The sequence below is a fragment of the Curtobacterium flaccumfaciens genome (assembly GCF_004361695.1).
Lineage (GTDB): Bacteria > Actinomycetota > Actinomycetes > Actinomycetales > Microbacteriaceae > Curtobacterium > Curtobacterium flaccumfaciens_B.
Genome location: NZ_SNVW01000004.1, coordinates 14,969 through 40,030, shown reverse-complemented (window position 1 = coordinate 40,030; position 25,062 = coordinate 14,969). Strand labels below are relative to the sequence as shown.

24 protein-coding genes are annotated in these 25,062 nt (G+C 70.4%); 15 read left to right on the top strand and 9 right to left on the bottom strand.

Translation table 11 applies throughout. The features are described 5' to 3' along the window. Window positions 1–90 precede the first annotated feature (90 nt). The gene (locus EDF64_RS07080) at window positions 91–1,020 is read right to left on the bottom strand and encodes a proteasome assembly chaperone family protein (RefSeq protein WP_133519341.1); all 930 of its coding nucleotides are present in this window, start codon (window positions 1,018–1,020) and stop codon (window positions 91–93) included. A gap of 160 nt (window positions 1,021–1,180) precedes the next feature. Here EDF64_RS07080 and EDF64_RS07075 point away from each other — a divergent pair, with 160 nt between their 5' ends. From EDF64_RS07075 to EDF64_RS07035, 9 genes are all read left to right on the top strand, one after another. Then, entirely contained in the window at window positions 1,181–1,891 is a 711-nt protein-coding gene (locus EDF64_RS07075) for an HAD family hydrolase (protein ID WP_243736286.1), read from the top strand. Continuing rightward, window positions 1,888–2,994, top strand: coding sequence for a tRNA (adenine-N1)-methyltransferase (locus EDF64_RS07070; protein ID WP_243736285.1), 1,107 nt, complete (start codon window positions 1,888–1,890; stop codon window positions 2,992–2,994). Before EDF64_RS07075 ends, EDF64_RS07070 begins: the two co-directional genes overlap by 4 nt. 43 nt (window positions 2,995–3,037) lie before the next feature. Further along, window positions 3,038–3,967 carry an FKBP-type peptidyl-prolyl cis-trans isomerase gene (locus EDF64_RS07065; protein WP_133519340.1) on the top strand — a complete coding sequence of 310 codons (930 nt, stop codon included), beginning with the start codon at window positions 3,038–3,040 and terminating at the stop codon, window positions 3,965–3,967. 71 nt (window positions 3,968–4,038) lie between these two features. Further along, window positions 4,039–5,067, top strand: a complete 1,029-nt coding sequence (locus tag EDF64_RS07060) for a helix-turn-helix transcriptional regulator (RefSeq protein WP_133519339.1) — start codon at window positions 4,039–4,041, stop codon at window positions 5,065–5,067. Continuing rightward, window positions 5,060–6,031, top strand: a complete 972-nt coding sequence (locus EDF64_RS07055; RefSeq protein WP_133519338.1) for a helix-turn-helix transcriptional regulator — start codon at window positions 5,060–5,062, stop codon at window positions 6,029–6,031. Before EDF64_RS07060 ends, EDF64_RS07055 begins: the two co-directional genes overlap by 8 nt. A 309-nt stretch (window positions 6,032–6,340) precedes the next feature. Further along, window positions 6,341–7,093: a twin-arginine translocase subunit TatC gene (gene tatC / locus EDF64_RS07050; RefSeq protein WP_133519591.1), complete on the top strand. Its 753-nt coding sequence runs from the start codon at window positions 6,341–6,343 to the stop codon at window positions 7,091–7,093. After that, window positions 7,090–9,531: a DEAD/DEAH box helicase gene (locus tag EDF64_RS07045; RefSeq protein WP_133519337.1), complete on the top strand. Its 2,442-nt coding sequence runs from the start codon at window positions 7,090–7,092 to the stop codon at window positions 9,529–9,531. The genes tatC and EDF64_RS07045 overlap by 4 nt, the downstream gene beginning before the upstream one ends. A gap of 11 nt (window positions 9,532–9,542) precedes the next feature. Continuing rightward, complete coding sequence (gene lnt / locus EDF64_RS07040; RefSeq protein ID WP_243736284.1) at window positions 9,543–11,210, top strand: apolipoprotein N-acyltransferase; 1,668 nt, start codon at window positions 9,543–9,545, stop codon at window positions 11,208–11,210. Between the two features lie 104 nt (window positions 11,211–11,314). Continuing rightward, window positions 11,315–11,665: an RNA polymerase-binding protein RbpA gene (locus EDF64_RS07035; RefSeq protein ID WP_071297044.1), complete on the top strand. Its 351-nt coding sequence runs from the start codon at window positions 11,315–11,317 to the stop codon at window positions 11,663–11,665. A 116-nt stretch (window positions 11,666–11,781) separates the two neighbouring features. Here the strand turns inward: EDF64_RS07035 and EDF64_RS07030 are convergent, their stop codons facing one another. Both EDF64_RS07030 and EDF64_RS07025 read right to left on the bottom strand, forming a co-directional pair. Next, window positions 11,782–13,035, bottom strand: a complete 1,254-nt coding sequence (locus EDF64_RS07030; RefSeq protein WP_133519336.1) for an SPFH domain-containing protein — start codon at window positions 13,033–13,035, stop codon at window positions 11,782–11,784. Then, entirely contained in the window at window positions 13,032–13,505 is a 474-nt protein-coding gene (locus EDF64_RS07025; protein WP_243736283.1) for an NfeD family protein, read from the bottom strand. Before EDF64_RS07025 ends, EDF64_RS07030 begins: the two co-directional genes overlap by 4 nt. 154 nt (window positions 13,506–13,659) lie before the next feature. Between EDF64_RS07025 and EDF64_RS07020 the strand changes: the two genes are divergently transcribed. The 6 genes from EDF64_RS07020 (at window position 13,660) to EDF64_RS07000 (ending at window position 18,689) form a co-directional block, all read left to right on the top strand. Next, complete coding sequence (locus tag EDF64_RS07020; RefSeq protein ID WP_133519335.1) at window positions 13,660–14,421, top strand: SDR family oxidoreductase; 762 nt, start codon at window positions 13,660–13,662, stop codon at window positions 14,419–14,421. A gap of 27 nt (window positions 14,422–14,448) precedes the next feature. Next, window positions 14,449–14,904, top strand: a complete 456-nt coding sequence (locus tag EDF64_RS07015; protein WP_133519334.1) for an NUDIX hydrolase — start codon at window positions 14,449–14,451, stop codon at window positions 14,902–14,904. 80 nt (window positions 14,905–14,984) lie between these two features. Beyond that, entirely contained in the window at window positions 14,985–17,351 is a 2,367-nt protein-coding gene (locus EDF64_RS07010; protein WP_133519333.1) for an ATP-binding cassette domain-containing protein, read from the top strand. 117 nt (window positions 17,352–17,468) lie between these two features. Continuing rightward, window positions 17,469–17,783, top strand: coding sequence for a DUF4190 domain-containing protein (locus EDF64_RS07005; RefSeq protein WP_133519332.1), 315 nt, complete (start codon window positions 17,469–17,471; stop codon window positions 17,781–17,783). Window positions 17,784–17,903: 120 nt separating this feature from the next. Next, window positions 17,904–18,080, top strand: coding sequence for a hypothetical protein (locus EDF64_RS18130; protein WP_166645638.1), 177 nt, complete (start codon window positions 17,904–17,906; stop codon window positions 18,078–18,080). 216 nt (window positions 18,081–18,296) lie between these two features. After that, window positions 18,297–18,689: a VOC family protein gene (locus tag EDF64_RS07000; protein ID WP_133519331.1), complete on the top strand. Its 393-nt coding sequence runs from the start codon at window positions 18,297–18,299 to the stop codon at window positions 18,687–18,689. A gap of 160 nt (window positions 18,690–18,849) precedes the next feature. Here EDF64_RS07000 and EDF64_RS06995 read toward each other — a convergent pair whose 3' ends face one another. Genes EDF64_RS06995 through EDF64_RS06970 form a run of 6 tightly spaced genes read right to left on the bottom strand, consistent with a single transcriptional unit; the run spans window position 18,850 to window position 25,028 of the window. Beyond that, complete coding sequence (locus EDF64_RS06995; protein ID WP_133519330.1) at window positions 18,850–19,263, bottom strand: RbsD/FucU family protein; 414 nt, start codon at window positions 19,261–19,263, stop codon at window positions 18,850–18,852. Continuing rightward, window positions 19,260–20,318, bottom strand: coding sequence for an aldo/keto reductase (locus EDF64_RS06990; RefSeq protein ID WP_133519329.1), 1,059 nt, complete (start codon window positions 20,316–20,318; stop codon window positions 19,260–19,262). Before EDF64_RS06990 ends, EDF64_RS06995 begins: the two co-directional genes overlap by 4 nt. 49 nt (window positions 20,319–20,367) lie before the next feature. After that, window positions 20,368–21,918 carry an alpha-L-fucosidase gene (locus EDF64_RS06985; RefSeq protein ID WP_133519328.1) on the bottom strand — a complete coding sequence of 517 codons (1,551 nt, stop codon included), beginning with the start codon at window positions 21,916–21,918 and terminating at the stop codon, window positions 20,368–20,370. Between the two features lie 20 nt (window positions 21,919–21,938). After that, entirely contained in the window at window positions 21,939–22,808 is an 870-nt protein-coding gene (locus EDF64_RS06980; protein ID WP_133519327.1) for a carbohydrate ABC transporter permease, read from the bottom strand. Next, on the bottom strand, window positions 22,801–23,760 hold the full coding sequence (locus EDF64_RS06975) for a carbohydrate ABC transporter permease (RefSeq protein ID WP_133519326.1): 960 nt from the start codon (window positions 23,758–23,760) through the stop codon (window positions 22,801–22,803). Before EDF64_RS06975 ends, EDF64_RS06980 begins: the two co-directional genes overlap by 8 nt. Further along, window positions 23,757–25,028: an ABC transporter substrate-binding protein gene (locus EDF64_RS06970; protein ID WP_133519325.1), complete on the bottom strand. Its 1,272-nt coding sequence runs from the start codon at window positions 25,026–25,028 to the stop codon at window positions 23,757–23,759. The genes EDF64_RS06975 and EDF64_RS06970 overlap by 4 nt, the downstream gene beginning before the upstream one ends. Window positions 25,029–25,062 lie beyond the last annotated feature (34 nt).

The following is a 25,062-nucleotide window of genomic DNA, read 5'->3' as shown; positions in this document are numbered from 1 at the left end:
CGCGGGGCGCCCCGCGCCCGTCGTCACCCCGGACGGACTGGAGGCGCGGTGCCAGCTGGCACCGCGCCTCCAGTCCGTTGCCGGTCGCGTCTACTGCGGCGGCTGCGGGGGACGGAACCCCTCACCGCCGGCGGTCCCGCCGTCCTTGCCGTCCTTGCGCTCGCGACGACGGAGGTACTGCTCGAACTCCTGCGCGATCGCGTCGCCGGAGGCCTCGGGCGAGTCGACCGTGTCGCGGGCCTGCTCGAGCTGCCCGATGTAGGACGCCATGTCCTCGTCGTCGGCGGCGAGGGCGTCGATGCCCTCCTCCCACTCGGTCGCGTCGTCGAGCAGGCTGCCCCGCGGGACGGTGACGTCGGTGAGTTCCTCGATCTTGTCGAGGAGCGAGAGCGTGGCCTTCGGCGACGGCGAGTTGTGCACGTAGTGCGGCACCGATGCCCAGAGGGAGAGCGTGGTGAGCCCGGCCTTGTCCATCGAGTCGGCGAGGACCCCGAGGATGCCGGTCGGCCCCTCGTACGAGGACTTGTCGACGTCGAACGCCGCACGGACGCCGGCGTTCTCGCTCGACACGAAGACCGAGATCGGACGGGTGTGCGGCACGTCGGCGAGCATCGCCCCGACGAACACGACGGCGTCGATCGAGTACACGTCGGCGAGGTCGATGATCTCGGCGCAGAAGCCGCGCCACGTGCGGGAGGGCTCCGGACCGACGAGCACGAACACGTCCCGCTCGGTGGGGGAGCCGGTCGCGCCGATCACGGGACGGCCCTCGGCGCCGGGGCCGTACAGCACGATGCGGGGCCACTGCACGCCGCGGACGCCGTTCTCGTCGATGCCGACGGTCGGCCGGTTGAACTGGTAGTCGACGTACCGCTCACCGTCGAGCTCGCGGAGCTCGTCGAGACCGAGCGACTCGACGATGCGCCTGGCGAGACCGCTCGCCGCTTCTCCGGCGTCGTTCCAGCCCTCGAAGGCGACGACGAGCAGTCGTCCGTCGCTGAAGGGGGAGTGCTGTGACACGGACGGGACCTCCTGGTGGTGGAGCGGGGCGGGAGCGGCGGAGGCCGCGCACGGCCGGACACGATTCAGGCAACAAGGATAGGGCCGTGGCGAGTCCGCGCGCCCGCCCGTCCGCGCTGAGCGGAACGGCGCTCCACCCGCCCCGGTAGACTCGTCGCCCGTGACCGCGCATCCCTCCGCCCTCGTCCCGCCCGCAGCCGTGCTGTGGGACATGGACGGCACGATCATCGACACCGAGCCGATCTGGCAGCAGTCCCAGGTCGAACTGACGGAACGCTACGGCGTCGTCTGGACGCACGAGGACGGCCTGGCGCTCGTCGGCAGCGGCCTCGAGCGCTCGGGGGAGATCCTCCGCGACAAGGGCGTCGACATGGAGGTCGAGGAGATCATCCAGTGGATGACCGAGTACGTCATGGTGCGGCTCCGCGACGCTGAGCTGCCGTGGCGTCCGGGTGCGCGGGAACTCATCGAGGAACTGCACGCACGGGGCATCCCGACCGCGCTCGTGACGATGTCCCGTCGGAAGATGGCGCTCGTCGCCGCCGACGCCCTGGGCGAGCGCGGCTTCCGCACCGTCGTCGCGGGTGACGACGTCGAGCGTCCGAAGCCCTTCCCGGACGCGTACCTCGCGGCCGCGGCGCAGCTCGGCGTCGACGCGACCGCCTGCGTTGCGATCGAGGACTCGGCGACCGGCGTCGCCTCGGCCGTCGCGTCGGGGGCCGTCACGGTCGCCGTCGAGCACATCGTGCCGCTGTCCGACATCACCGGCGGTGACGTGCACCTGACCACCCTGGCCGACGTGGACGTCGACCGTCTCATCGAGCTGACCGGCCCGGCCCTCGCGGCCCGCACCCAGGAGGTCGCACGATGACCGACGCCCCGTCCGACCCCACCGCCGCGCTGCCGCACACCGTCGGCGGTGCCCCGCACACGCCGCCGCGGGGGCCGTTCCGCGCCGGTGACCGGGTCCAGCTGACCGGGCCGAAGGGCAAGCTCACCACGCTGTCGCTCGAGGTCGCCGGCGAGTACCACACCCACCGCGGCGTGCTCCGGCACGACGACGTGATCGGCCAGCCGGACGGCTCGGTCATCCGGGCGAGCACGGGCGACGAGTACCTCGCCCTCCGGCCGCTCCTCAACGACTACGTCATGTCGATGCCCCGCGGTGCCGCCATCGTCTACCCGAAGGACGCCGCCCAGATCGTCGCGTTCGCCGACGTCTTCCCCGGTGCCCGCGTGGTCGAGGCCGGCGTCGGGTCCGGAGCGCTGTCGCTGTTCCTGCTCCGCGCCATCGGCCCGACCGGCCAGCTGCAGTCGTTCGAGCGCCGAGAGGAGTTCGCCGCGATCGCCCGCGGCAACGTCGGCACGTTCCTCGGCGCCGTGCCGGACAACTGGTCGGTGACCGTCGGTGACCTCGTCGAGGAACTGCCGGACGCCGCCGAGCCGCAGAGCGTCGACCGCGTCGTGCTCGACATGCTCGCGCCCTGGGAGTGTGTGGACGCCGCGGCCGACGCGCTCGTGCCCGGCGGCCTCGTCGTCTGCTACGTCGCGACGGTCACGCAGCTGTCCCGCACGGCCGAGGCGCTCCGCGACACCGGCCGCTTCACCGACCCGCAGTCGAGCGAGACCCTCGTGCGCACCTGGCACGTCGAAGGGCTCGCCGTCCGTCCGGACCACCGCATGGTCGGGCACACCGGGTTCCTCGTCACGGCGCGCCGCCTCGCCGACGGCGTCGTCCTCCCCAACCTGAAGCGTCGCGCAGGCAAGGTCGAGTTCTCCGACGAGGACGTCGAGGCCTGGACCCCCGGCGCCGTCGGTGACCGGTCCGCCAGCGACAAGAAGCTCCGCAAGGTCGCACGGCAGGCTGCCGCCCAGGCCCGGAAGGTCGCGGCCGCCGAGGCCGGCTCCGCCGGGGACGGCCCTGCTGCGGGACCGGGCGCCGCCGCGGACGGTCCTGCTGCGGGCGACCGGTAGGCTACGCGTCGTGCCCGTCCTGCATCGAACGGAAAGAGGGTCCGTGCGCATCATCCCCGCACTCCTGGTCACCATCGGCCTCGCCGCAGCACTCACCGGGTGCGCGGCCAGCGGGGCCGGCACCACGCCGTCGAGCTGCGCCGCACCCGGTGCCGCGTCCGAGGCCGTGACCGCCACCGGCTCGTTCGGCAAGGAGCCGAAGGTCTCCGTCCCCGGTGGCCTGACCACCAAGGGCACGCAGGTCTCCGTGCTGCGCCAGGGCGACGGGCGCGAAGTCGAGGACGGCACCCCCGTCCTGATCGAGTACACCCTGGTCGACGGCGCCACCGGCCAGGTCGCGCAGACCAGTGGCTACACGGGCTCGACCGCCCCGATCACGGCCGGCGCGAGCAACTACGGTGCCCTCGGTGCCGCGGTCGAGTGCGCCCACGTCGGGGACCGCCTGGCCGTCGCGCTGCCGAAGAGCGCCCTCAGCTCCGGCGCCAGCGGCGACACCGACACCTCGTCGAAGAAGACCGAGGACGCCGTCGTCGCGGTCATCGACGTGAAGCGCGCCTTCGACTCGCGCGCCACCGGCACCCCGCAGCTCGCGGGCGACAAGATGCCCGCCGTCGTGCTCGCCCCCTCCGGTGCGCCCGGCATCACGATCCCGTCGTGGAACGCCCCGACCTCCGACGAGACCCACCTGCTCCGCAAGGGCTCCGGTGCGGTGCTCACCGCGAAGGACACCGCCCTCATCAAGTACACCGCCGTGACCTGGGGCACCGACGGCACGGAGGCCTCGGTCGCGGGGTCCAGCTGGACCGACGGCTCGGGCGCGCAGACCGTCCCGCTCGCCAAGGGCCAGGTGCAGGAAGGCGTCCGGAACGCCATCGTCGGACACCGCGTCGGCGACCAGGTGCTGGCGATCGTGCACCAGCAGGGCACCGCGTACGCGTACGTGATCGACGTCCTCGGCGCGGTGTCGAGCTGACGTCGTCCGACCGTCCACGGACCGCGGCGCGGGTGCACTCCGGTGCACCCGCGCTGCCGTAGGATCGGCTCGTGCCAGCGACCCGTGTGCCCCGTGTGCCTGCCGAGGAACGGCTGTTCAGCCTGGTCCTCGCGCTGCTCTCCACGGAGTCCGGGCTGACGAAGTCCGAGATCCTCGCCAACGTCCAGGGCTACCGCCAGCGGTTCAGCACCGGCGGTGACAACGCGTCGCTCGAGCGCCAGTTCGAGCGCGACAAGGACGACGTCCGCGAACTCGGCATCCCGCTCGAGACCATCGAGACGCCGGGTGCCGCCGGCAACAACCAGACCCTGCGCTACCGGATCCCGAAGGGCGAGTACGACCTGCCCGACGACGTCCGCTTCACCCCGGACGAGTCCGCGCTGCTGTCGCTCGCGGCGATGGCCTGGCGCGAAGGCGCCCTGTCCGCCGACTCCCGCCGCGGCCTCCTCAAGGTGCGCTCGGCCGGCTCCGAGGACGACGACGGCGCCGGAGCGATCGGCGTCGACGCCTACGCGCCCCGGCTCCGCGCGCGCGACGTCGCGTTCGAGCCGCTCCGCTCCGCGCTGGACCGCGCTGCCGCGGTCCGGTTCGACTACATCACGCCCGGTCAGCACGAGGCCCGTCGGCGCGAGGTCGCCCCGCTCGCGCTCGTGCAGCACGGCGGCCGGTGGATGCTCGCCGCGCACGAGTTCGCGACCGACAGCGTCAAGAACTACCTGCTCTCGCGGATCGTCGGGCCTGTCGCCCAGTACGCGGTCGGGCAGCACCCGGCGCCGGCCGGGGCAGGGGAGCGCGCACTGACCGAACTCGAGCGGATCTGGTCCGAGCGCACCGCACGCATCCGGGTCGCCCCGGGCTCCGACGCCGAACGCCGGCTCGCGCGCCGCCGCGACACCGAGACCGACGACGCCGGCGTGCTCGTGCTCCACCACGTCGACCCGCAGATCCTCGCCGAGGAACTCGCGGCCTTCGGGCCCGAGGTGCGGGTCCTCGAACCGGCCGAGCTCCGCGAGCGGGTGACCGAGCGGCTCCGTGCCCTGGTGGCCGACCACAGCGACGAAGGGGATCCCCGTGGCTGAGCAGCAACCGCTCCAGGCGCAGGACAAGCTCGCGTTCCTCCTCGCGCTCGTGCCGTACCTCATCGACCGCGAGCGCGTCTCGGTTGCCGAGGCCGCGCGTCACTTCGGCGTGCCCGAAGCCCGGATCCGTCGAGCCGTCGAGCTCATCGCGGTGTCCGGCGTGCCCGGCGAGACGATGCAGTACCAGCACGGCGACCTGTTCGACATCGCCTGGGACGACTTCGACCAGAACGACATGATCGTCCTGACGAACCTGGTCGCGATCGACGACTCCCCGCGGCTCTCCGCACGCGAAGCATCAGCCCTCATCGCCGGCCTGCAGTACCTGTCGGCGCTGCCCGAGGCCGCCGACCGCGACGCCATCCGCGCCCTCATGGCGAAGCTGTCCCGCGGTGCCGGGGGAGCGGCCGCGAACGTCGCCGTCGGGCAGGACCTGCACGACGTCGCCCTCGCCACCATCCGCCGCGCGATGTCCGACGGCCGGGGCCTCGCGTTCGAGTACGCCGGTCCGCGCACCCAGGGCGGTCCGCGACGGGTGGACCCGCTCCGCGTCGAGTCGATCGACACCGACTGGTACCTCCGCGCCTGGGACCTCGACCGGCAGGCGCTCCGCACGTTCCGGCTCGACCGGATGTCCGGCGTCCGTGTCGACGACCGCGCTGCCGAGAAGTCCATCGAGGACGTCGTCATCCCGGACACCCTGTTCCAGCAGGCGGCAGAGGACGTCATCGTCACGGTGGAGCTCGACTCGTCGTCGCTGCCGCTCGTGGCCGACTTCCTGGCCGACACCGCCGACGCGCCCGACGACGGCGGTCGGGTCCGTATCCGGCTCGCGGCGTCGAACGGCTTCGACGGGGTCGTGCGGCTCGTCGCCGGGCTGCCCGGTCGTGCCGTGGTGCTCGACCCGCCGGCGGCCCGCGTTGCCGTCCGCGAGTTCGCAGCGGCGGCCCTCGCCGCCGACTGAGCGCTGGGGAGCCGGGTTCGCGCGTACCGAGTCGAATCGGGCGTACCTGGTCATTCCGGGCGTACCTGGTCGTTCCGGGCGTACCTGGTCGGAAGTTCTGACCAGGTACGCCCGATCTCATCAGGCACACGTCGTTGCGGGGACCTGCGCGGAGCGTCGCGGAGCCCCGCGGGGCACCCGAGGTCCGCCGGGCCCGACAGTCGCGGCGGACTGTCGGCCCCGGTCCCGTAGGATCGGGGCATGGCTTCGACGACCGCGCGCGGGCGAGCGAGGCGGACCGGACGTCCGACGAAGGACACCGAAGGCCGCATGTCGCTCGGGCAGCACCTCATCGAGCTGCGCAACCGCCTGTTCAAGGCCGTCATCGCAGTGGCGGTGTGCGCCGTCGGCGGGTGGTTCATCACCCCGTTCGTGCTCGATGCGCTGCGGTCCCCGGTCGCCCAGCTCGCCAAGGTCGGCGGGCACACCGCCGAGTTGAACTTCCCGATGATCACGGGGGCGTTCGACCTCAAGCTACAGATCGCGATCACGATCGGCATCGTCATCTCGAGTCCGGTGTGGCTCTACCAGATCTGGGCGTTCATCGTCCCGGCGCTGGTGCGGCGCGAGAAGCAGTACGTGTTCGGGTTCCTCGGCACCGCCATCCCGCTCTTCTTCGCGGGCTGCTGGTTCGGGTGGTACATCCTGCCGCACGTGGTGGGCATCCTCGGCAGCTTCGTGTCGAGTCAGGACACCTCGATCGTCGACGCGAAGGCGTACTACGACTTCGTCATCAAGCTCATCGTGGCGGTCGGCATCGCGTTCGTCCTGCCGGTGTTCCTCGTGCTGCTCAACTTCGTCGGCGTGCTGTCGGCGTCGTCGATCATCAAGTCCTGGCGCGTCGCGATCCTCTGCATCCTGGTGTTCTGCGCGATCGTCACACCGAGCGCCGACGTCATCTCGATGTTCCTGCTGGCCGTGCCGATGATCGTGCTCTACGTCGCGGCGTGCGCGGTGACGTGGCTGCACGACCGGCGGATGGCGAAGCGCCAGGCGAAGCTCGACGAAGAGTACGGCCTGTGAGCTCCGCACCCAGCCCCGCCGAGCGGTTCGCGGCGGCGAAGGTCCGCAGTCGCTCGCGCAACCTCGAGTTGTTCCGCTCCGACCTGCGCTTCGACCTCGACCCGTTCCAGATCGCCGCGTGCGACGCGCTCGACCAGGGCCGCAGCGTCCTGGTGGCGGCGCCGACGGGTGCCGGCAAGACGATCGTGGCGGAGTTCGCGATCTGGCTGGCGATGCGGCAGCCGACGGCGAAGGTGTTCTACACGACGCCGATGAAGGCGCTGAGCAACCAGAAGTACGCCGAGCTCGTCGCGGTCTACGGCGAGTCCGAGGTCGGTCTGCTCACCGGCGACACGAACGTGAACCCCCGCGCCCGGGTGGTCGTGATGACCACCGAGGTCCTCCGCAACATGATCTACGCGGACTCCGACCTGCTCGACGACCTCGCCTGGGTGGTCCTCGACGAGGTCCACTACCTGGCAGACCGCTTCCGCGGCGCCGTCTGGGAAGAGGTGATCCTGCACCTCCCGACCGAGGTCCGCCTGGTGTCCCTCAGTGCCACGGTGTCCAACGCGGAAGAGTTCGGCGACTGGCTCCAGACCGTCCGCGGCGACACCGACGTGATCGTGTCCGAGGACCGTCCGGTGCCGCTCGAGCAGCACGTGCTCGTCGGCTCGAAGATGGTCGACCTCTTCGACTCCAGCGGTGCCGCGGCGACGAACCGGGTGAACCCGGAGCTCCTGCGGCTCGTCGGCGGGGCGTCCCGCAGCGAGCGGCACGGCGGCGGACACCGCGGTGGCCGTGGTCGTGGCGGCTACCACGACCGTCGGGGTCCGCGCACCGAGAAGCTGCACCGCGAGCGGATCGCACACATGCTCGACGAGCGGATGCTGCTGCCGGCGATCTTCTTCGTCTTCAGCCGGAACGGCTGCGACCAGGGCGTCCGCAACGTCGTGCGCTCCGGCCTGTCGCTGACCACGGTGCAGGAGCGCAACGAGATCCGCGAGACCGCGGAGTACCACTGCCGCACCCTCCTCGACGAGGACCTCGCCGTCCTCGGCTACTGGGAGTGGCTCGAGGGGCTCGAGCGCGGGGTCGCCGCACACCACGCCGGCCTGCTCCCCGCCTTCAAGGAGGTGGTGGAGGACCTCTTCCAGCGCAAGCTCCTCAAGGTCGTGTTCGCGACGGAGACCCTGGCGCTCGGCGTGAACATGCCGGCGCGCACGGTCGTGCTCGAGAAGCTCGAGAAGTTCAACGGTGAAGCCCGCGTGCCGATCACACCGGGGGAGTACACCCAGCTCACCGGTCGGGCCGGCCGCCGTGGCATCGACGTCGAGGGGCACTCGGTCATCCAGTGGTCCGACGGACTCGACCCGCAGGCCGTGGCGTCCCTCGCCAGCCGACGGACGTACCCGCTCAACTCGTCGTTCAAGCCGACGTACAACATGGCCGTGAACCTCATCGACCAGTTCGGGCGCCAGCGCACGCGCGAGGTCCTCGAGACCTCGTTCGCGCAGTTCCAGGCGGACCGCTCGGTCGTCGACCTGGCGCGCAAGGTGCGGTCGCAGCAGGAGTCCCTCGACGGCTACCAGCAGGCGATGCAGTGCCACCTCGGCGACTTCACCGAGTACGCGGCGCTCCGGCGTGAGCTCTCCGACCTCGAGCGGACGAACGTCCCCGGCGGTCGCGAGGCCTCGCACGGTGCGCGTGCCGAACGACAGGCGGCGATCACCGAGGTCCGACGGCGGATGCAGCGGCACCCCTGCCACGCCTGCCCCGACCGCGAAGCCCACGCCCGCTGGTCGGAGCGCTGGTACAAGCTCAAGCGCGTCAACGACAAGCTCGTCCAGCAGATCCGTTCCCGCACGGGTGCCGTCGCGACGACGTTCGACCGTGTCACCGACGTGCTGCTCCAGCTCGGCTACCTGGTCGACACCGGCAACGGCGAAGCGACCGTCGCTCCGGGTGGCCGCCGGCTGCAGCGGATCTACGGCGAGCGGGACCTGCTCGTCGCCGAGTGCCTCGAGGCCGGGGTCTGGAAGGACCTCACCCCCGCGCAGCTCGCCGCGATGGCCGCCACGATCGTCTACCAGCCCAGGCGCGAGGACGCCCCCGGCACCGAGCACGCCCTGCCGCGCGGTGCGTTCCGTCCGGCGCTCGACGAGACCCTGACCATCTGGTCCCGCCTCGACGACATCGAGCGCGACGCCCGGCTCGCGGGGTCGCAGCCGCCGACGCCGGCCGCCGCGGTCGGCATGTTCCGGTGGGCGTCCGGCTCCGCGCTGGACGACGTCCTGCGGACGCTCGACCTGCCCGCCGGTGACTTCGTCCGCTGGTCGAAGCAGGTCATCGACCTGCTCGACCAGATCCGCAACGCGGGCGACGAGGACCTCGCACAGACCGCCCGACGGGCGACGGACGCGGTGCGCCGCGGCATCGTCGCCTACGCGGCGGTCTGACTGGAGGCCCGGTGCCCGTTCCCGAGTCCGACGTGCGTCCGCGGGACGCCGACCCCACTGCCCGGCGCGGCTCCGTGGGGGAGCGTCCAGTCCGTGCCGCGCAGCGTCCGTCCGACGGTGTCGCCCGGCCGGGCCGGAACCCCTTCGCGGCCCTGCCGCTCGCGCAGGCGTTCCCGCTCGCGGTGATCGGTGGTGTCCTGTTCGCGCTGTCGTTCCCCTCGCCGGGCTGGTGGTTCCTGGCGTACCCGGCGCTCGCGTGCATGCTGCTCGCCGCGATGGGCCAGCGCGCGCGCCGGGCCGCGTGGCTCGGGTACGTCGCCGGTGCCGCGTTCTACGTCCCGGCCATCTCGTGGGCCGGGCGCTACCTGGGACCGGTCCCGTGGTTCGCGCTCGCGTTGTTCGAGGCCGTGTTCTTCGCCCTCGGCAGCGTGGCGATCGCCCTCGCCTACCGCTGGGTGGCGCGCGTGCTGCCGTCGACCGCCGGACGCGTGTGGGGCCTCCCGGCCGTCGTCGCCGCACTCTGGACCGGACGCGAGTGGTTCTCCGGGAGCTGGCCGTACGGCGGGTTCGCCTGGGGGCGTGTCGGGCTGTCGCAGTCCGAGAGCCCGTTCGCCCACCTGGCCGCGTACGTCGGCGTGCTCGGCGTGACCTTCGTCGTCGTGTACTGCACCGCCGTGGTGCTGTCGCTCGCGCTCGTCGCGCCGAGCACCCCGGGCGCCGTCCTGCGGCTGCCGACGCGAGTGGCGACCGCCGGGCTCCTCGTTGCAGCGGTGCTCGCCGTGCCCGCCTGGCCGACCGCGACCAGCGGTTCGATCCGCATCGAGTCGGTGCAGGGCAACGGCCCGGCCGGGTACTTCGATCGGGCGACCCCGGGCGAGGTGCTCGAGTCGCAGGTCGCCGCCACCGACGTCGACGCGAAGGGCGTCGACCTGGTGGTGTGGCCGGAGGGCTCCGCCGAGTTCGACCCCCGTCAGCAGCCGGTCATCGCCTCGGCACTCGATTCGGTCGTCGACTCCGTCGGGGCACCGATCGTCGCGGGCGCGATCACGCAGACCCGGTCGGGGGTGCTGCACAACACGTCCTTCGTCTGGACGGCGGACGGGTGGCAGTCGTCCTACGACAAGAAGCGCCCCGTGCCCTTCGGCGAGTACGTGCCCGACCGCTGGTTCTTCTCGAAGCTCGCCCCGTCGCTCATCGGTCTGCTGCAGCGCGACTACACGCCGGGCACGAAGCCGAACGTGCTGTCCGTCGCCGGGGTTCGTGCCGGCATCGCGATCTGCTTCGACATCGTCGACGACGGCCTCACGCGCGACATGGCGCGCGGGGGAGCGCAGGTGATCCTCGCCCAGACGAACAACGCCGACTTCTCGGGTACCGACGAGAACTTGCAGCAACTCGAGATCGCCCGGATGCGTGCGATCGAGACCGGTCGGTCGCTCGTCAACATCTCGACGGTCGGCGCGTCCCAGGTCATCGACCCCACCGGCCGGACGATCGACCGGGTGCCGGAGTACACGGCGACCTCGATGATCACCGACGTCCCGCTCGGCACGACCACGACCCCCGCGACCGTCGCGTCCGGAGCGATCGCGTTGCTGCTCTCCCTCGGTGGGCTCCTCGTGCTCCTCGCCTGCGCCCCGTGGTCCCGCAGCACCGTCCGGAGCCGACGCCGACCCTGAGCGCCGGTCGGTCCCACTGGGAACGCACTGTGAATGCACCGGTCCGGGATTGATGCTGCGTGGGACAGTGTTGGAGAGGGCAGACGAGCGAGAGGAGCACACACATGGCTGATCGGAGTCTCCGCGGCATGCGGCTCGGGAGTCAGAGTCTCCAGAGCGAAGAGGGCGTCGAGCTCTCGGACCGCAAGCGCGCGGTCTACCAGACGGAGTCGGGAGAGACGTTCGACATCGTCTTCTCTGCCGACGCGGACGTCCCCCAGACCTGGTCGGAGCCCCGCTCCGGACGTGAAGGCCGGCTGCTCGGCGACGACGGGATCCCCGTCGAGGTCGCCGCGGAGGACGTGAAGGCACCCAGGACCCACTGGGACATGCTGCTCGAACGGCGCTCGCGCGAGGAGCTCGAGGAGCTGCTCGAAGAGCGTCTCCAGTTCCTTCGCGCGCGACGCGGCGCCTGACCCACTGGCCGTCAGACGCACTGACTGCTTGACGCACTGACCGCCTGACGCACTGACCGCACACCACGACGCCCGCCCCGGTTTCCCGGGGCGGGCGTCGTGGTGTGCGGTCCGGGTTACCGCCGACCGGAGCCGTCCGTGAACCGGTGGCCAGAGGCATCGTCGGGCTTCGACACGGTGTCGGGATCCGCCGCGTCGTGCTTCGCCGCCGTGTCGTGCTTCGCCGCGGCGTCGGCACCGAGCTGCTGCTCGGTCTCGTCGTCGGCCGCCGCGAGGTGCGCGTCGACGCTGCGGTTCGACTCCGCCAGACGCTGGTCGAGCTCGGACGCGGGGACGATGTCCGCCGCGGTGGCGTCCGCACGCGGGGCCGATGCGGTTGCGGCATCGGCCGACGCGGTGTTCGCCAGGCTCTCGTTCGCGAGCTTCGAGATCCGCGAGAGGAAGTCGCCGCCCCCGGCTCCGGCGACGGGTCCGCTGCCGGACCGGCCGCCCGAGAAGCCCTTCGCGATGCCGGAGAGCGCCTCGGTGAACTCGCTCGGGATCATCCAGAGCTTGTTCGCGGTGCCCTCGGCGATCTTGGGCAGCATCTGCAGGTACTGGTACGAGAGCAGCTTGTCGTCCGGGTCGCCGGTGTGGATCGCCTCGAAGACGGTCGCGATGGCGGAGGCCTCACCCTCGGCGCGGAGGACCTGGGCCTTCGCGTCACCCTCGGCCGCGAGGATCGCGGCCTGCCGCTGACCCTCGGCCTCGAGGATCTGGGACTGCTTGGTGCCCTCGGCCTGCAGGATCGCGGCACGACGGCTCCGCTCGGCACGCAGCTGCTGCTCCATGGCGTCCTGGATGGACACGGGCGGCTCGATCGCCTTGAGCTCGACACGACCGACGCGGATGCCCCACTTGCCGGTGGCCTCGTCGAGCACCACGCGGAGCTGGCCGTTGATGTTGTCGCGGCTGGTCAGGGCCTCTTCGAGGTTGAGGCCACCGACGACGTTGCGGAGCGTGGTCGTGGTGAGCTGCTCGACGGCGCCGAGGTAATTCGCGATCTCGTACGTCGCGGCCCGGGCGTCGGTGACCTGGAAGTAGACCACGGTGTCGATCGACACGACCAGGTTGTCCTCGGTGATCACGGGCTGCGGCGGGAACGAGACCACCTGCTCGCGCATGTCGAGAAGGGGACGGAGGCGGTCGATGAACGGGACCAGAAGATTCAACCCGGGGTTGAGGGTCTTGTGGTACTTCCCGAGTCGTTCGACGATGCCCGCGGTCGCCTGCGGCACGATCCGGATCGCGCGGGACAGGACGACGATCACGAAGATGACGACGACCAGGATGAGGACGAGCAGAGCGATCGTCCCGGCTGAGATGGTCACGAGGTGGCCCTTTCTCCGAGGCGGACGACGGCCGTCGACCCCTCGATGGACTCGACGACCACGGGGGTGCCGAGCGGCGGTGTTCGGTCGGTGGAGTCGGAGGCGATGCGGGCGCTCCACGTCTCGCCGTTGGCCAGGCGCACCTGGCCCGGCGCGGACGACGTGAAGGCGACGGCGACGGTGCCGCGCAGGCCGATCAGCCCCTCGACGTTGGTGCGGTGCGGGTCGGCGCCACGGCCGAGTGCCGTGAGGAGGCGCGGGCGGACCAGCGAGAGCAGCACGAGCGCCAGGACGGCCGCGATGATGGCCGACAGCCACCACGGGGCGCCGAGCAGTGCGGCGATCAGTCCACCGGCAGCCCCGGCCGCGAGCATGATGAAGATGAAGTCGAGGGTGAAGATCTCGACCACCCCGAGCAGGAGCACCAGTCCGATCCAGATGATCGTCTGGATCCAATCGATTGTGTTCACGCGATCTCCCTCCCTCGGTCGCGCGCGGCTGCTCGCTGCGTCGCGACGGCCGGTCCAACTCCGTTCAACATATCAGCAACGGGTGTCGGGTGCCCAGGCGATTGGTAGGCTCGACGGCGGCCGACCCGCCGGAACGAACCTGGAGAACACGACTGTGAGCAACCCCCTCGCCCCCGGATCCCTCGCCGACAAGCGCGCCCTCGTCACGGGGTCGTCCCGCGGCATCGGTGCGGACACCGTCGGCTACCTGGCCGAGGCCGGTGCCAAGGTCGTCGTGAACTACCGGAACAAGGCCAAGCGCGCCGAGCAGATCGCCGAGAAGATCGTCGAAGCCGGCGGCTCGGCCCTCGCGGTCGGAGCCGACCTGACCGAGCACGACTCCGTCCAGGCGATGGTCGACGCCGTCGTCGCCGAGTGGGGCGGCATCGACCTGCTCGTGCTCAACGCCTCGGGCGGCATGGAGTCCGGGCTGGGGGAGGACTACGCGCTCCGCCTCAACCGTGACGCCCAGGTCGACATGCTCCAGACCGCCGTGCCGCACATGCCCGCCGGCTCGCGCGTCGTCTTCGTCACGAGCCACCAGGCGCACTTCGTCGAGACGGCGGAGACGATGGACGAGTACGTCCCGGTCGCGAAGAGCAAGCGCGCCGGCGAACTCGCCCTCCGCGAACTCATCCCGCAGCTCGAGGCCGCCGGCATCGAGTTCGTGGTCGTCTCCGGCGACATGATCGAGGGCACGATCACCGCGACGCTCCTCAACCGCCTCAACCCGGGCGCGATCGAGGGCCGTCGACAGGAGGTCGGCAAGCTCTACAGCGTGTCGGAGTTCGCGGCCGAGATCGCCCTGGCCGCCGTGGAGCCGATCCCGGCCGACCACACCAAGCTCGTCGGCGACGTCAGCGGCTTCGCACAGTAGCGTTCGTCGTCCGCTAGCGTCGGTCGGGTGACTGCGAAGCCCGGACTGCGACTGACCTCCCGGATCATCCTGCTCGACCCCGAGGGCCGCGTGTTCCTGATGGACACGAAGTCGCCCTCGTCGGACGGTGCCCACCGGTGGATCACGCCCGGCGGCGGTGTCGACCCGGGGGAGGACCACCGGGACGCGGCGATCCGCGAACTCCGCGAGGAGACCGGCATCGTCATCGACGACCCGGGTGAGCCCGTGTGGTCGTGGGACTTCGACGTCGAGTGGGACCTGGCCGACCACGACCGGGGCCACTCCGAGTTCTACGTGGTGCGGACGCCCGGCTTCGTCCTGTCCGACGCGGAGTGGACCGATGACGAGCAGGTGGACATCCTGCAGTCGCGCTGGTGGACGGCCGACGAGCTCGAGGCGACCGACGAGGCCTTCGAGCCCGCCGAGCTGCCCGAGCTGGTGCGGCGGCACGCAGGGTCCTGACCCGGAGCCTCCGTCGGCCGGGCGGTTCCACTGCGGAACCGTCCTGTAGAACGTCACACGCCACCGGTAGCCTGACCGGCATGGAACCCAGCGCCGACCACGCCGCCGACAGCCACGACCGCATCCGTGTGCGGGGTGCGCGTGAGAACAACCTGCGGGACGTCGACGTCGACCTCCCGAAGCGGCGACTGACCGTCTTCACGGGTGTGTCCGGTTCCGGCAAGAGCTCGCTCGTCTTCGCGACGGTGGCGGCCGAGTCGCAGCGGATGATCAACGAGACGTACAGCGCCTTCGTGCAGGGGTTCATGCCGTCCCTGGCCCGGCCGGACGTCGACGTCCTCGACGGCCTGACCACCGCGATCGTCGTCGACCAGGAACGCATCGGCGCGGACCCGAGGTCCACCGTCGGTACGGTCACCGACGCGAACGCCATGCTCCGGGTCCTGTTCAGCCGCCTCGGCACACCGCACATCGGCGGACCGAACGCCTTCTCGTTCAACCTCGCGACCGTGACCGCGGGCGGTGCGATCACCGTGCAGAAGGGGAAGGACGCGACGGCCGAGAAGGTCTCCTTCACACGGCTCGGCGGCATGTGCGCCGACTGCGAGGGACGCGGCTCCGTCACGGACATCGACCTCAGCCAGCTGTACGACGACACCAAGTCCCTCGCCGACGGCGCCATCACGATCCCCGGGTACGGCACGGACGGCTGGAACGTCCGGATGTTCGCCGAGTCGGGCTACGTCGATAAGGACACCCCGATCCGCGACTTCACCGAGCAGCAGCGCGCCGACTTCCTGTACCGCGAGCCGACCAAGCGCAAGATCGCGGGCATCAACATGACGTACGAGGGCCTCGTGCCCCGCGTCCGTCGATCGTTCCTGCAGAAGGACCGCGAAGCGATGCAGCCGCACATCCGCGCGTTCGTCGACCGTGCCGTGACCTTCACCACGTGCCCCGCGTGCGACGGCACCCGTCTGAACGACGTCGCCCGGTCGTCCACGATCGCGGGCAAGAGCATCGCCGAGGTCTGCGCGATGCAGATCACCGACCTCGCGACCTGGCTGCACGGACTCGACGAGCCGACCGTCGGTCCGCTCCTCGACGGGCTGCGCGACGCGGTCGACTCCTTCGTCGAGATCGGGCTGGGCTACCTGTCGCTCGACCGGCCGACGGGCACGCTGTCCGGCGGCGAGGGGCAGCGGGTCAAGATGGTGAAGCACCTCGGGTCCTCGCTGAGCGACGTCACCTACGTGTTCGACGAGCCCAGCACGGGCCTGCACCCGCACGACATCGAGCGGATGAACGGCCTGCTGCTCCGCCTGCGCGACAAGGGCAACACCGTGCTGGTGGTCGAGCACAAGCCCGAGGTCATCGCCATCGCCGACCACGTCGTCGACCTCGGGCCGGGTGCGGGCACCCACGGTGGGACCCTGTGCTACCAGGGGCCGGTGGACGGACTGCGGGGGAGCGGCACCGTGACGGGGAAGCACCTCGACGACCGCGTGACCCTCAAGGCCGCCATCCGCGACCGGACCGGCGCCATCGCGATCCGCGGCGCCGACGCGCACAACCTGCAGGGGGTCGACGTGGACGTCCCGACCGGGGTGCTCACGGTCGTCACGGGCGTGGCGGGCTCCGGTAAGAGCACGCTCATCCACGGATCGCTCTCGCCGCGCGCGGACGTCGTCGCGATCGACCAGGGGGCGATCCGGGGCTCCCGACGCAGCAACCCGGCGACGTACACCGGGCTGCTCGAACCGATCCGCAAGGCGTTCGCGAAGGCGAACGGTGTGAAGCCGGCGCTCTTCAGCGCGAACTCCGAGGGGGCATGCCCGGCCTGCAACGGCGCCGGCGTGATCTACACCGACCTCGGCATGATGGCCGGCATCGCGACGCCGTGCTCGGAGTGCGGCGGCAAGCGGTTCGACCAGTCCGTGCTCGAGTACCGCCTGGGCGGGAAGGACATCAGCGAAGTCCTCGCGATGCCCGTGGCCGAGGCGGAGCAGTTCTTCGCGACGGGGGAGTCGAAGATCCCGGCCGCGCACGCGATCCTCACCCGCCTGGTGGACGTCGGCCTCGGCTACCTCACGATCGGACAGCCGCTCACGACGCTGTCCGGCGGGGAACGCCAGCGCCTGAAACTCGCCACCCACCTCGGCGACCCGGGCGTCATCCTGGTGCTCGACGAGCCCACGACCGGCCTGCACCTGGCGGACGTCGACCAGCTGCTCGGCCTGCTGGACCGCCTCGTCGACTCCGGCAAGACCGTCGTGGTCATCGAGCACCACCAGGCCGTGATGGCGCACGCCGACTGGCTCATCGACCTCGGGCCGGGCGCCGGGCACGACGGCGGACGCATCGTGTTCGAGGGCACACCGGCCGAACTCGTGCGGGCGCGGTCGACGGTGACGGGGGAGCACCTGGCCGCCTACATCGGCGCCTAGTGCGCGCTGAGCGGCACCGGACCTGAACACGAGCCGTGTGTTCGGTCTAGCGTTTCGAGTGACGCTCATGCTCGGCTGCCCGGCCATCGGCGAGCGTCCTCACCGAAGGAGCTCTCCATGTCCACGAACGGATACCCGCCCGCCCAGAACGCCGCCGGTCAGACCCCCGCGACGAACGGCGGCAACGGTCTCTCGATCGGCTCGCTCGTCCTCGGGATCGTCGGCGTCGTCTTCTCGTTCCTCTTCGTCTGGGTCGGCCTGATCGCCAGCATCATCGGCCTCATCCTCGGCATCATCGCCCGCCGTCGCCCGGCGAGCAGCCGCGGCATGGTGCTCGCCGGCATCATCCTCAGCGCGATCGGCCTCGTCCTGTCGATCGTCTTCATCATCATCGCGCTCGTGATCGTCGTGCCGGCCGTCACCAACAACTGACGCTCCCGCACATCGGACCGGAGGCACGTGGCGGGGTCGCCACGTGCCTCCAGTCCGTCACCGGTGCGTCTGTCGGACCGCCGGACGACCGTCCAGCTCGCCGCGCGTAGCGTCCCGCGCATGACGTACAGCCAGCCCGACCCATCGGAAGAGACCACCCAGGCCGAAGCGCCCGAGCAGCCCGACACGGACCGCGAGGACCTCGAGGAGCGCGACGACCAACAGGCCGCGCTCGAGATCGATGCCGACGACGTCCCGACGGACGGTGAGGACCCCGGCGCCGACGCCGAGTCCTGAGCGACCGTGCGCCTCGCGCGCGCTGTTGACGTTCGGTGCGAGGTTGTGGACATGGTGCGGGGGTTCTTGCGAGGCGTGACTCGATACGTCCGGGCTTGAACCAGGTTGTTCCGTCTGCGCCGATAATGCATATTATGTCAGGTCACGTGAACTGGGAGCCTCGACAGTGCTCCTCCGTTCGCGTTGATCGGAGGCGCGCCGAGTAGGTTCCGCGGCATGGGACTGCGCTGGTACACGACCGTCGTCGACAGCCACGACGTCGCCACACTCGGACACTGGTGGGCGGAGACGCTCGGCTGGCTCGTCGCGGTGGAGACGGACACCGAGGTGATCCTCGTTCCGCCGCATGCGTTCGACCAGAGCCGGTCGATCCCCCTCGATGAGCACGGCCCGGGGCTGGCGTTCGTCTCGGTGTCCGATGACCGAGCAGGCAAGAACCGACTGCACATCGACCTCGCCCCGGCCCCGGGCGACGATCAGGCGGCGCTCGTCGACGGCTTGATCGGGCGTGGCGCGACCCTGGCCGACGTCGGGCAGGGGAACGTCGCGTGGACGGTCCTCCGCGATCCCGAGGGAAACGAGTTCTGCGTGCTGACGCCGCGGGCGTGACCGGGTCGCCGACGTTCCAGCGGGCCTCCGCCACCCGCAGCACTCCCCTGCCGGCACCGTCGGTGCGTGCTACCCCGCGGCTGTCGGTCTTGTTCGCGCTGTCCTGCGGCCCCCTGTGCCAGGGAGTCGTGCACCGTCGTGTCGTCGCGGTCCACGTGCGTCACCGCAGACCGACGGTCACGAGGAGGTTGCCGTACAGCCGTTCGTCCCCGGTCGCGATCACTACGCCGACGTCCGGGGAGCGCACCCGGTCGTAGAACGCGAACCGGTCGACCTTCTCCACGGGGACGTCGCCGCCCAGCAGCCGTGCGTAGTCGTCCTGCGCCGGCGTAGTGACGCCGTCCGGAGTCTGCATGACCGTCGCCGACTCGACGTTGACGACGGTGAGGACGGCGTCGAGCACCGTCGTCACGTCGAGCAGTCCTGGGCGGAGGTTGAGGTGGATCAGGCGCACGCCCGGTCCGGTGGCGGTCAGGTACGGGTAGTTGCCGTCCGCGATGAGGACCCCGGAGCCGTGGCCGGACGAGGCGAGTGCCTCGAGGAGCGGCGGGTGCACGAGTGGCCCCGTGATCATGCGGTCACGCCCGCTGCGGTGCGGCCGGCTGCACGATCGGCGGCGTACCCGTCCCAGCCGGGGATGGTGCCGTCGACGTCCCACAGGTCGAGCCAGCTGTCCGCCCCGGGCCACAGGAACACCTGGCCCTTGATGAGGCGGTTGTTCCGTTCGGCCGACCGCAGCGCCTCGAGTTCGGCGGGCGTCAGCGGGTCCTCCGTCACGGCTCGGAGGTTCGCGACGAACTGCGGCTCCTTCACCGAGAACGGGATCGGCACCTGGCCGCGCTGCACCGCCCACTTCAGGCAGACGAGCGCCGGGTGGACCCCGTGGGCGCGGGCGATGGAGACCACCACGGGGTGCTCCATGTCGGACACGTCCGAGGCGATCCGGTCGCGGTCGGGTCGCGACGGTGAGCCGAGCGGCGAGTAGCCGACCGGCTGGATCCCGTGGTCGAGACAGAACCGGAAGAGCTCGGGCTGCTGGAAGCAGGGGTGCAGCTCCATCTCGTTCAACGCCGGACGGATCCGTGCGTCGGCGAGGATCGCCGTCAGCTTCGGGATGGTGACGTTCGAGGTCCCGAGGTGGCGCACGACCCCCTCGTCGACGAGTCCCTCCAGCGCGCGCCACAGGGTCATGTACTCCTCGTGGACGTACGGGCGTGCGTCCGCGTCGCGGTCGGCGGCATCGGCGAACGGGGCGTGGTGGTTCGGGAACGGCCAGTGCACGAACACCGCGTCGAGGACGTCGAGCCGGAGGTCGCGCAGGGACTGACGGACCGAGGCGACCGCAGCGTCCGGCTCGTGCGCGTCGTTCCAGACCTTCGACATGACGAAGAGGTCGTCGCGCGGCACACCCTCGTCGATCGCTGCCTCGAGGACGGCACCGACCTCCGCCTCGTTGCCGTAGACCGACGCGCAGTCGATCAAGCGGTACCCGGCCCGGATCGCGCCGCCGACCGCCGCGGCCACGTCCTCCGCCCGGTAGTGGTCGGACCCGAACGTGCCGACCCCGATCGCGGGCATCTCCGCCCCGCTCGCGAGTCGCCGAGTCGGGACGCTGTCGGTGTTGGTCATGTGGTGTTCTCCGATTCGGTTCAGGGCTGCGCGTCGACGGTGACGCGCGCTAGATGTTCAGGCCGTGGAAGAAGTCGATGCGCGGAGCAGCAGCCTCCGGCGCCAGCTCGAGCCGCACAACGGCGCCGCCGGGACCGGTCAGCTCGGCGTCGGGGAGCACGACCTCCAGGTGTTCCTCGGTGCGGGTCCACTCCGGCTGCTCCCCCGAGCCCAGGACCCGAACGTCGACGATCGGTCGGTCGACGAGGGGGCTGCCCGAGCCGAAGCTCCGGATCCGCATGCGGCCGTCGACCGGACGGACGAGCCCGATGCCGTACACGTAGTCGTGGCCGACCTCGGTCATCCGCGTGAAGCGGACGTCCTCGGCGGTGTACGCGGGCGCTGCGGCGTCGGTGAAGGATCCGGCGGCGGGCGACGTCGGTCCCTCACCGAAGACGACCCAGGGGCTGGAGCCGTAGATCGCTTCGCCGTGCACGGCCAGCCAGTCGCCGACCGACTCCAACAGCGCGACCTCTTCCTCCGGGATGGTCCCGTCCGGGCGTGGACCGATGTTCAGGAGCAGGTTCCCGTTCTTCGCGACCACGTCGACGAGTTCCTGGATGAGTTCGGAAGCGCCCTTGTAGTCGTGCCCGTCGACCCAGCTCCAGGACGTCCGCGAGACCGACGTGTCGTTCTGCCAGACGTCCGACCGGATGCCGCCCATCGTGCCCCGCTCGATGTCGAGCACCGCGGAGCCGGGACGGAACGCGTCCCACTTGGCGTTGATGACGACTTCGCGCCCCCACTCGGCAGCCCGGTTGTAGTAGTAGGCGGCGAGTCGCCGGATGTACGGCTCGAACGACGGTTCCTCGATCCCGGTGTCGAAGTAGAGCACCTGCGGTCGGTAGGAGTCGATGATCTCGACCGTGCGCAGGAGCCAGTCCTCCAGGAACCGTTCGGTGGGGTTCATCTCCTTGCGCAGCGCCGGGCCGTACAGGTCGGCGTAGGCGGGGTCGCGGACGTCGGAGTCGAACTCCGCTCCCCCGTTCATGAAGAACCAGTGCTCCGCCCGGTGGGTGGAGGCTCCGGTCACCAACCAGGACCGGTCGACCGCCGCGAGCAGGTCGCCCATCACGTCCCGCTCCGGCCCCACCTGGGTCACGTTCCAGCGTGAGCGCGCGGTGTCGTACATCGCGTAGCCGTCGTGGTGCTCCGCGACCGGCACGACGAACTGCGCACCCGCACGCTTGAACAGCGCCACCCACTCCTCCGGGTCGAAGTGCTCCATGCGGAAGTGCGGGAGGAAGTCCTTGTACCCGAAGCGGTCGTGCGGGCCGTAGGTCGCCACGTGGTGTTCGAACGTCGGGGTGCCGCGGCGGTACATGGTGCGCGGGTACCACTCGTTGCCGAACGCCGGGACCGAGAACGCTCCCCAGTGCAGGAAGACGCCGAACTTCGCGTCGCGGTACCACTGCGGTGCCCGGTACCCGGACAGCGAGTCCCAGGTGGCGTCGTACGGTCCGGCGGCGATGACGGCGTCCACCATCGCGAGCGCAGCGCGGTTGTCCGACACGTCGATCGGTGCCGGCAGGGTCGTGGGGTCGAGGGGTTCGAGGTGCACGGTTCTCCGTCCGTCGGGGCTCATCGGCCACCGAAGGCGCCCGCGCCGATCGCGGCCACCAGTTGTCTCTGCGCGAAAGCGACCACGATCACCACGGGAGCGATCGTCATCACGCACGCCGCCATCAGCAGTTGCCACTGCGTGCCGGTCTGGGTGGTGAACCCGGCGATGCCGATCGGGATCGTCCACTTGTCCGAGCTGTTCAGGATGATCAGCGGCCAGAGGAAGCTGTTCCAGCTGCCGAGGAAGGCGAAGATCGACAGCACCGACAGTGCGGGCCGCACGAGCGGGACGATCACGCTGATCAGGATGCGCCACGTGGACGCTCCGTCGAGCCGCGCCGCCTCCTCCAGCTCCGCCGGGATCTGGAGCATGAACTGTCGGAGCAGGAACGCGCCGAACGCGCCGAACAGGCCCGGCAGGATCAGGGCGACCCAGGTGTCCGCCAGCCCCGCTTGGTCGAAGCCGAGGAACAGCGGCACGACCGCGACCTCGCTGGGCAGGGTCAGGGTGATGACGAACAGCAGGAAGACCGCGCTGCGGCCCGGGAACCGGAGCCTCGCGAACGCGAACGCCGTGATCGTCGCGACGACGAGGGTGAGCACCGTCGTGATCGCCGCCACGACCAGGCTGTTCAGGAGCAGGCGCCCGAAGTCGACCTCGACCCACGCGTCCACGAAGTTCGACCAGAGGACCTTCGAGCCGATGAAGCTGATCTGTGCGCCGAACACCTCGTTGGCCGGCTTCAGCGCCGTGAAGAAGGTCCAGATCAGCGGGAACGAGAACACGAGGGCGAAGAGCCACGCCGCGGTGCTGTTGGCGACGAACCCGATCGCTCGTCCTCGGTGTCGTCGAGGCGGACCCGGTGCCGGGAGCCGGTGATCAGTCATAGTGCACCCACTTCTTCTGCCCCCAGAGCTGGAACAGCGTGAAGATCGCGATGATCACGAACAGCACGGTGGCGATGGCCGACGCGTAGCCGAGCTGGTTGTTCGTGAAGGCGGTCTGGTAGAGGTAGAGCATGATCGTCATCGTGCTGTTGCCGGGTCCCCCGCCCGTGATGACGTACGCCTGAGCGAAGGTCTGCCAGGCGCCGATCACGGTCAGCACCGTGGTGAAGAACAGTGCGGGGCTCACCAGCGGCAGCGTGATCGAGACCAGCCGACGGAACCGGCCGGCCCCGTCGATCTTCGATGCCGCGATGACGTCCGGGCTGATCGAGTCGATGCCGGCGCCGAGCACGATCATGTTGTAGCCGAACGACTGCCAGAGCGAGACGCCGATCACGGTGGCGAGTGCCCAGTTCCCGTCGCTGAGCCACGGGATCGGTCCGAGGCCGATCCCCGCGAGCAGCTGGTTGACGGCGCCGTCCTTCTGGAACAGCAGCCGGAAGACCGCGGCGTTCGCCACCATCGGGGACAGCGCCGGGATCAGGAAGAGCACGCGGAGCCAGTTCCGACCCGCGATCCGCGTCTTCAGCCAGAGCGCCATCGCCATCGAGATCGCGATGTTCGCCGGCACGTAGACGAGGACGAAGATCGCCGTGACGATGACGCTGTTGAGGAACTGCGGGTCACGCAGCAGCCGGAGGTAGTTCTCGGTGCCGGTGAACACGGTCCCGCCCAGCAGGCTCGAGTCGGAGAAGCCGAGGACCAGCGAGGCGACCTGCGGGATGACGATGAACACCGCCAGACCGATGAGTCCCGGCAGGACGAAGGCCCACCCGACCCAGCGGGGACCGCCGAGGGGCCGGCGCCGACGCCGGCCCCTCGGCGGATCGGGCTGGTCGACGGATCCCTCCGAGACCTGCTCCTCTGCCCGGTCGAGACGCACGAACGTCATTGCGTGAGCCCGGCCTTCACCTGCTGCAGGACCTCGGCCACCGTGCTCTTGCCGGAGAAGGCGTTCACCTCGTACTGGGTCAGGAGGGTGTCGAGCTGCGACTGGTTCGACGGCACGGGCGACGGGGTCGCGTCACCGGTCATCTGCTTGATCACCGCGGCGAACTCCGGCGATCCGGCGTTGGCGGACCAGGCGTCGAGGGCGTCGAGCCGAGCCGGCACGGAGGCCTGCGACTTCGTGACGAACTCGAGTCCGCTCTTGCTCGTCATCGCCTCGATGGCCTTGAACGCCTTCTGCTTGTCGCCGCAGGTCTTCGTGATGCCGAAGCCCGACCCGCCGATGAAGCCCTTCGATGTGCCGTTCGTGCTCGGGATCACGGCGATGCCGACGTTGTCCTTCCCGAGCGCCTGCTGCTCGTGCTGCAGGTCCCACAGCCCCTGCATCTCCATGGCGGACTGCCCGGTGCTGAAGGCGTCGATGTCCGGGAACGTCCCGCCGGCGGCCGCTTCGAGCGGCTTCGCGACCTTGTACTTGTTCGACAGGTCGACGAGCAGCTGGAGCGCCTCGCGGAAGTTCGGGTCGTCGAGCTTCGGACCCTTCTCGTCGGCGTAGGGGTGGCCGTCGGCTGCCATCAGCGTGCTGATCGGGTTGGATCCCTGCGGGATCGCGAAGCCGTACACGCCGTCCTTCGTGGTGGCCTTCGCCGCCGCGATGAAGTCCTCGGTGGTCCAGTCGTTGGTCGGTTCGGCGACCCCGGCGGCCTTGAAGAGCTTCTTGTTGTAGAACATCACCGTGGGCCCGGCGTTGAACGGGATGGCGTAGAGCTTGCCGTCGTCGCTCAGCTGGTCGAGCATCGCCGAGCTGTACTTCGTCAGGTCGAGCCCGTTCTTCTTCGCCAGGCCGTCCAGCGGCTCGAGTCCCTGCACGTACTGGTTCACCCGGCCGTTCTGGAAGGTCACCAGGCAGGGGGCGCTGCTGCCCCGCATGACGGTGGGCAGCTTGGTGTAGTAGTCGCCGATCGGCGGTCCGGTGAAGCTCACCGCCATCTCGGGATCGGCGTGCTTGCCGCCGGCGATGTAGTCGCTCCACTGCTGCTTGTCGGCCTTGCCGCCGATCCACGTGTACATCTTGAGCGTGGAGCCGTCGAGACCCGAGCTCGCGCTGGCGCCTCCCGAGCACGCTGCGAGCCCGAGGGCGAGCGCTCCCGCGACCACGATGGAGACGCCGATGCGACCCCGTCGCCTCGTGTTGTTCAACCGTGACTTCATGAACTCCTCCTTGAGTTCTAGAGCGAAACGTTAC

Bases quoted from the DNA above. Each gene is read 5' to 3' on its own strand.
- EDF64_RS06970 (WP_133519325.1), bottom strand. From the start codon at position 25,028: ATGAAGTCACGGTTGAACAACACGAGGCGACGGGGTCGCATCGGCGTC.
- EDF64_RS06990 (WP_133519329.1), bottom strand. From the start codon at position 20,318: ATGACCAACACCGACAGCGTCCCGACTCGGCGACTCGCGAGCGGGGCG.
- EDF64_RS07005 (WP_133519332.1), top strand. From the start codon at position 17,469: ATGTCCACGAACGGATACCCGCCCGCCCAGAACGCCGCCGGTCAGACC.
- EDF64_RS06975 (WP_133519326.1), bottom strand. From the start codon at position 23,760: ATGACGTTCGTGCGTCTCGACCGGGCAGAGGAGCAGGTCTCGGAGGGA.
- EDF64_RS07000 (WP_133519331.1), top strand. From the start codon at position 18,297: ATGGGACTGCGCTGGTACACGACCGTCGTCGACAGCCACGACGTCGCC.
- EDF64_RS06995 (WP_133519330.1), bottom strand. From the start codon at position 19,263: ATGATCACGGGGCCACTCGTGCACCCGCCGCTCCTCGAGGCACTCGCC.
- EDF64_RS18130 (WP_166645638.1), top strand. From the start codon at position 17,904: ATGACGTACAGCCAGCCCGACCCATCGGAAGAGACCACCCAGGCCGAA.
- EDF64_RS07010 (WP_133519333.1), top strand. From the start codon at position 14,985: ATGGAACCCAGCGCCGACCACGCCGCCGACAGCCACGACCGCATCCGT.
- tatC (WP_133519591.1), top strand. From the start codon at position 6,341: ATGTCGCTCGGGCAGCACCTCATCGAGCTGCGCAACCGCCTGTTCAAG.
- EDF64_RS07070 (WP_243736285.1), top strand. From the start codon at position 1,888: ATGACCGACGCCCCGTCCGACCCCACCGCCGCGCTGCCGCACACCGTC.
- EDF64_RS07035 (WP_071297044.1), top strand. From the start codon at position 11,315: ATGGCTGATCGGAGTCTCCGCGGCATGCGGCTCGGGAGTCAGAGTCTC.
- EDF64_RS06980 (WP_133519327.1), bottom strand. From the start codon at position 22,808: ATGACTGATCACCGGCTCCCGGCACCGGGTCCGCCTCGACGACACCGA.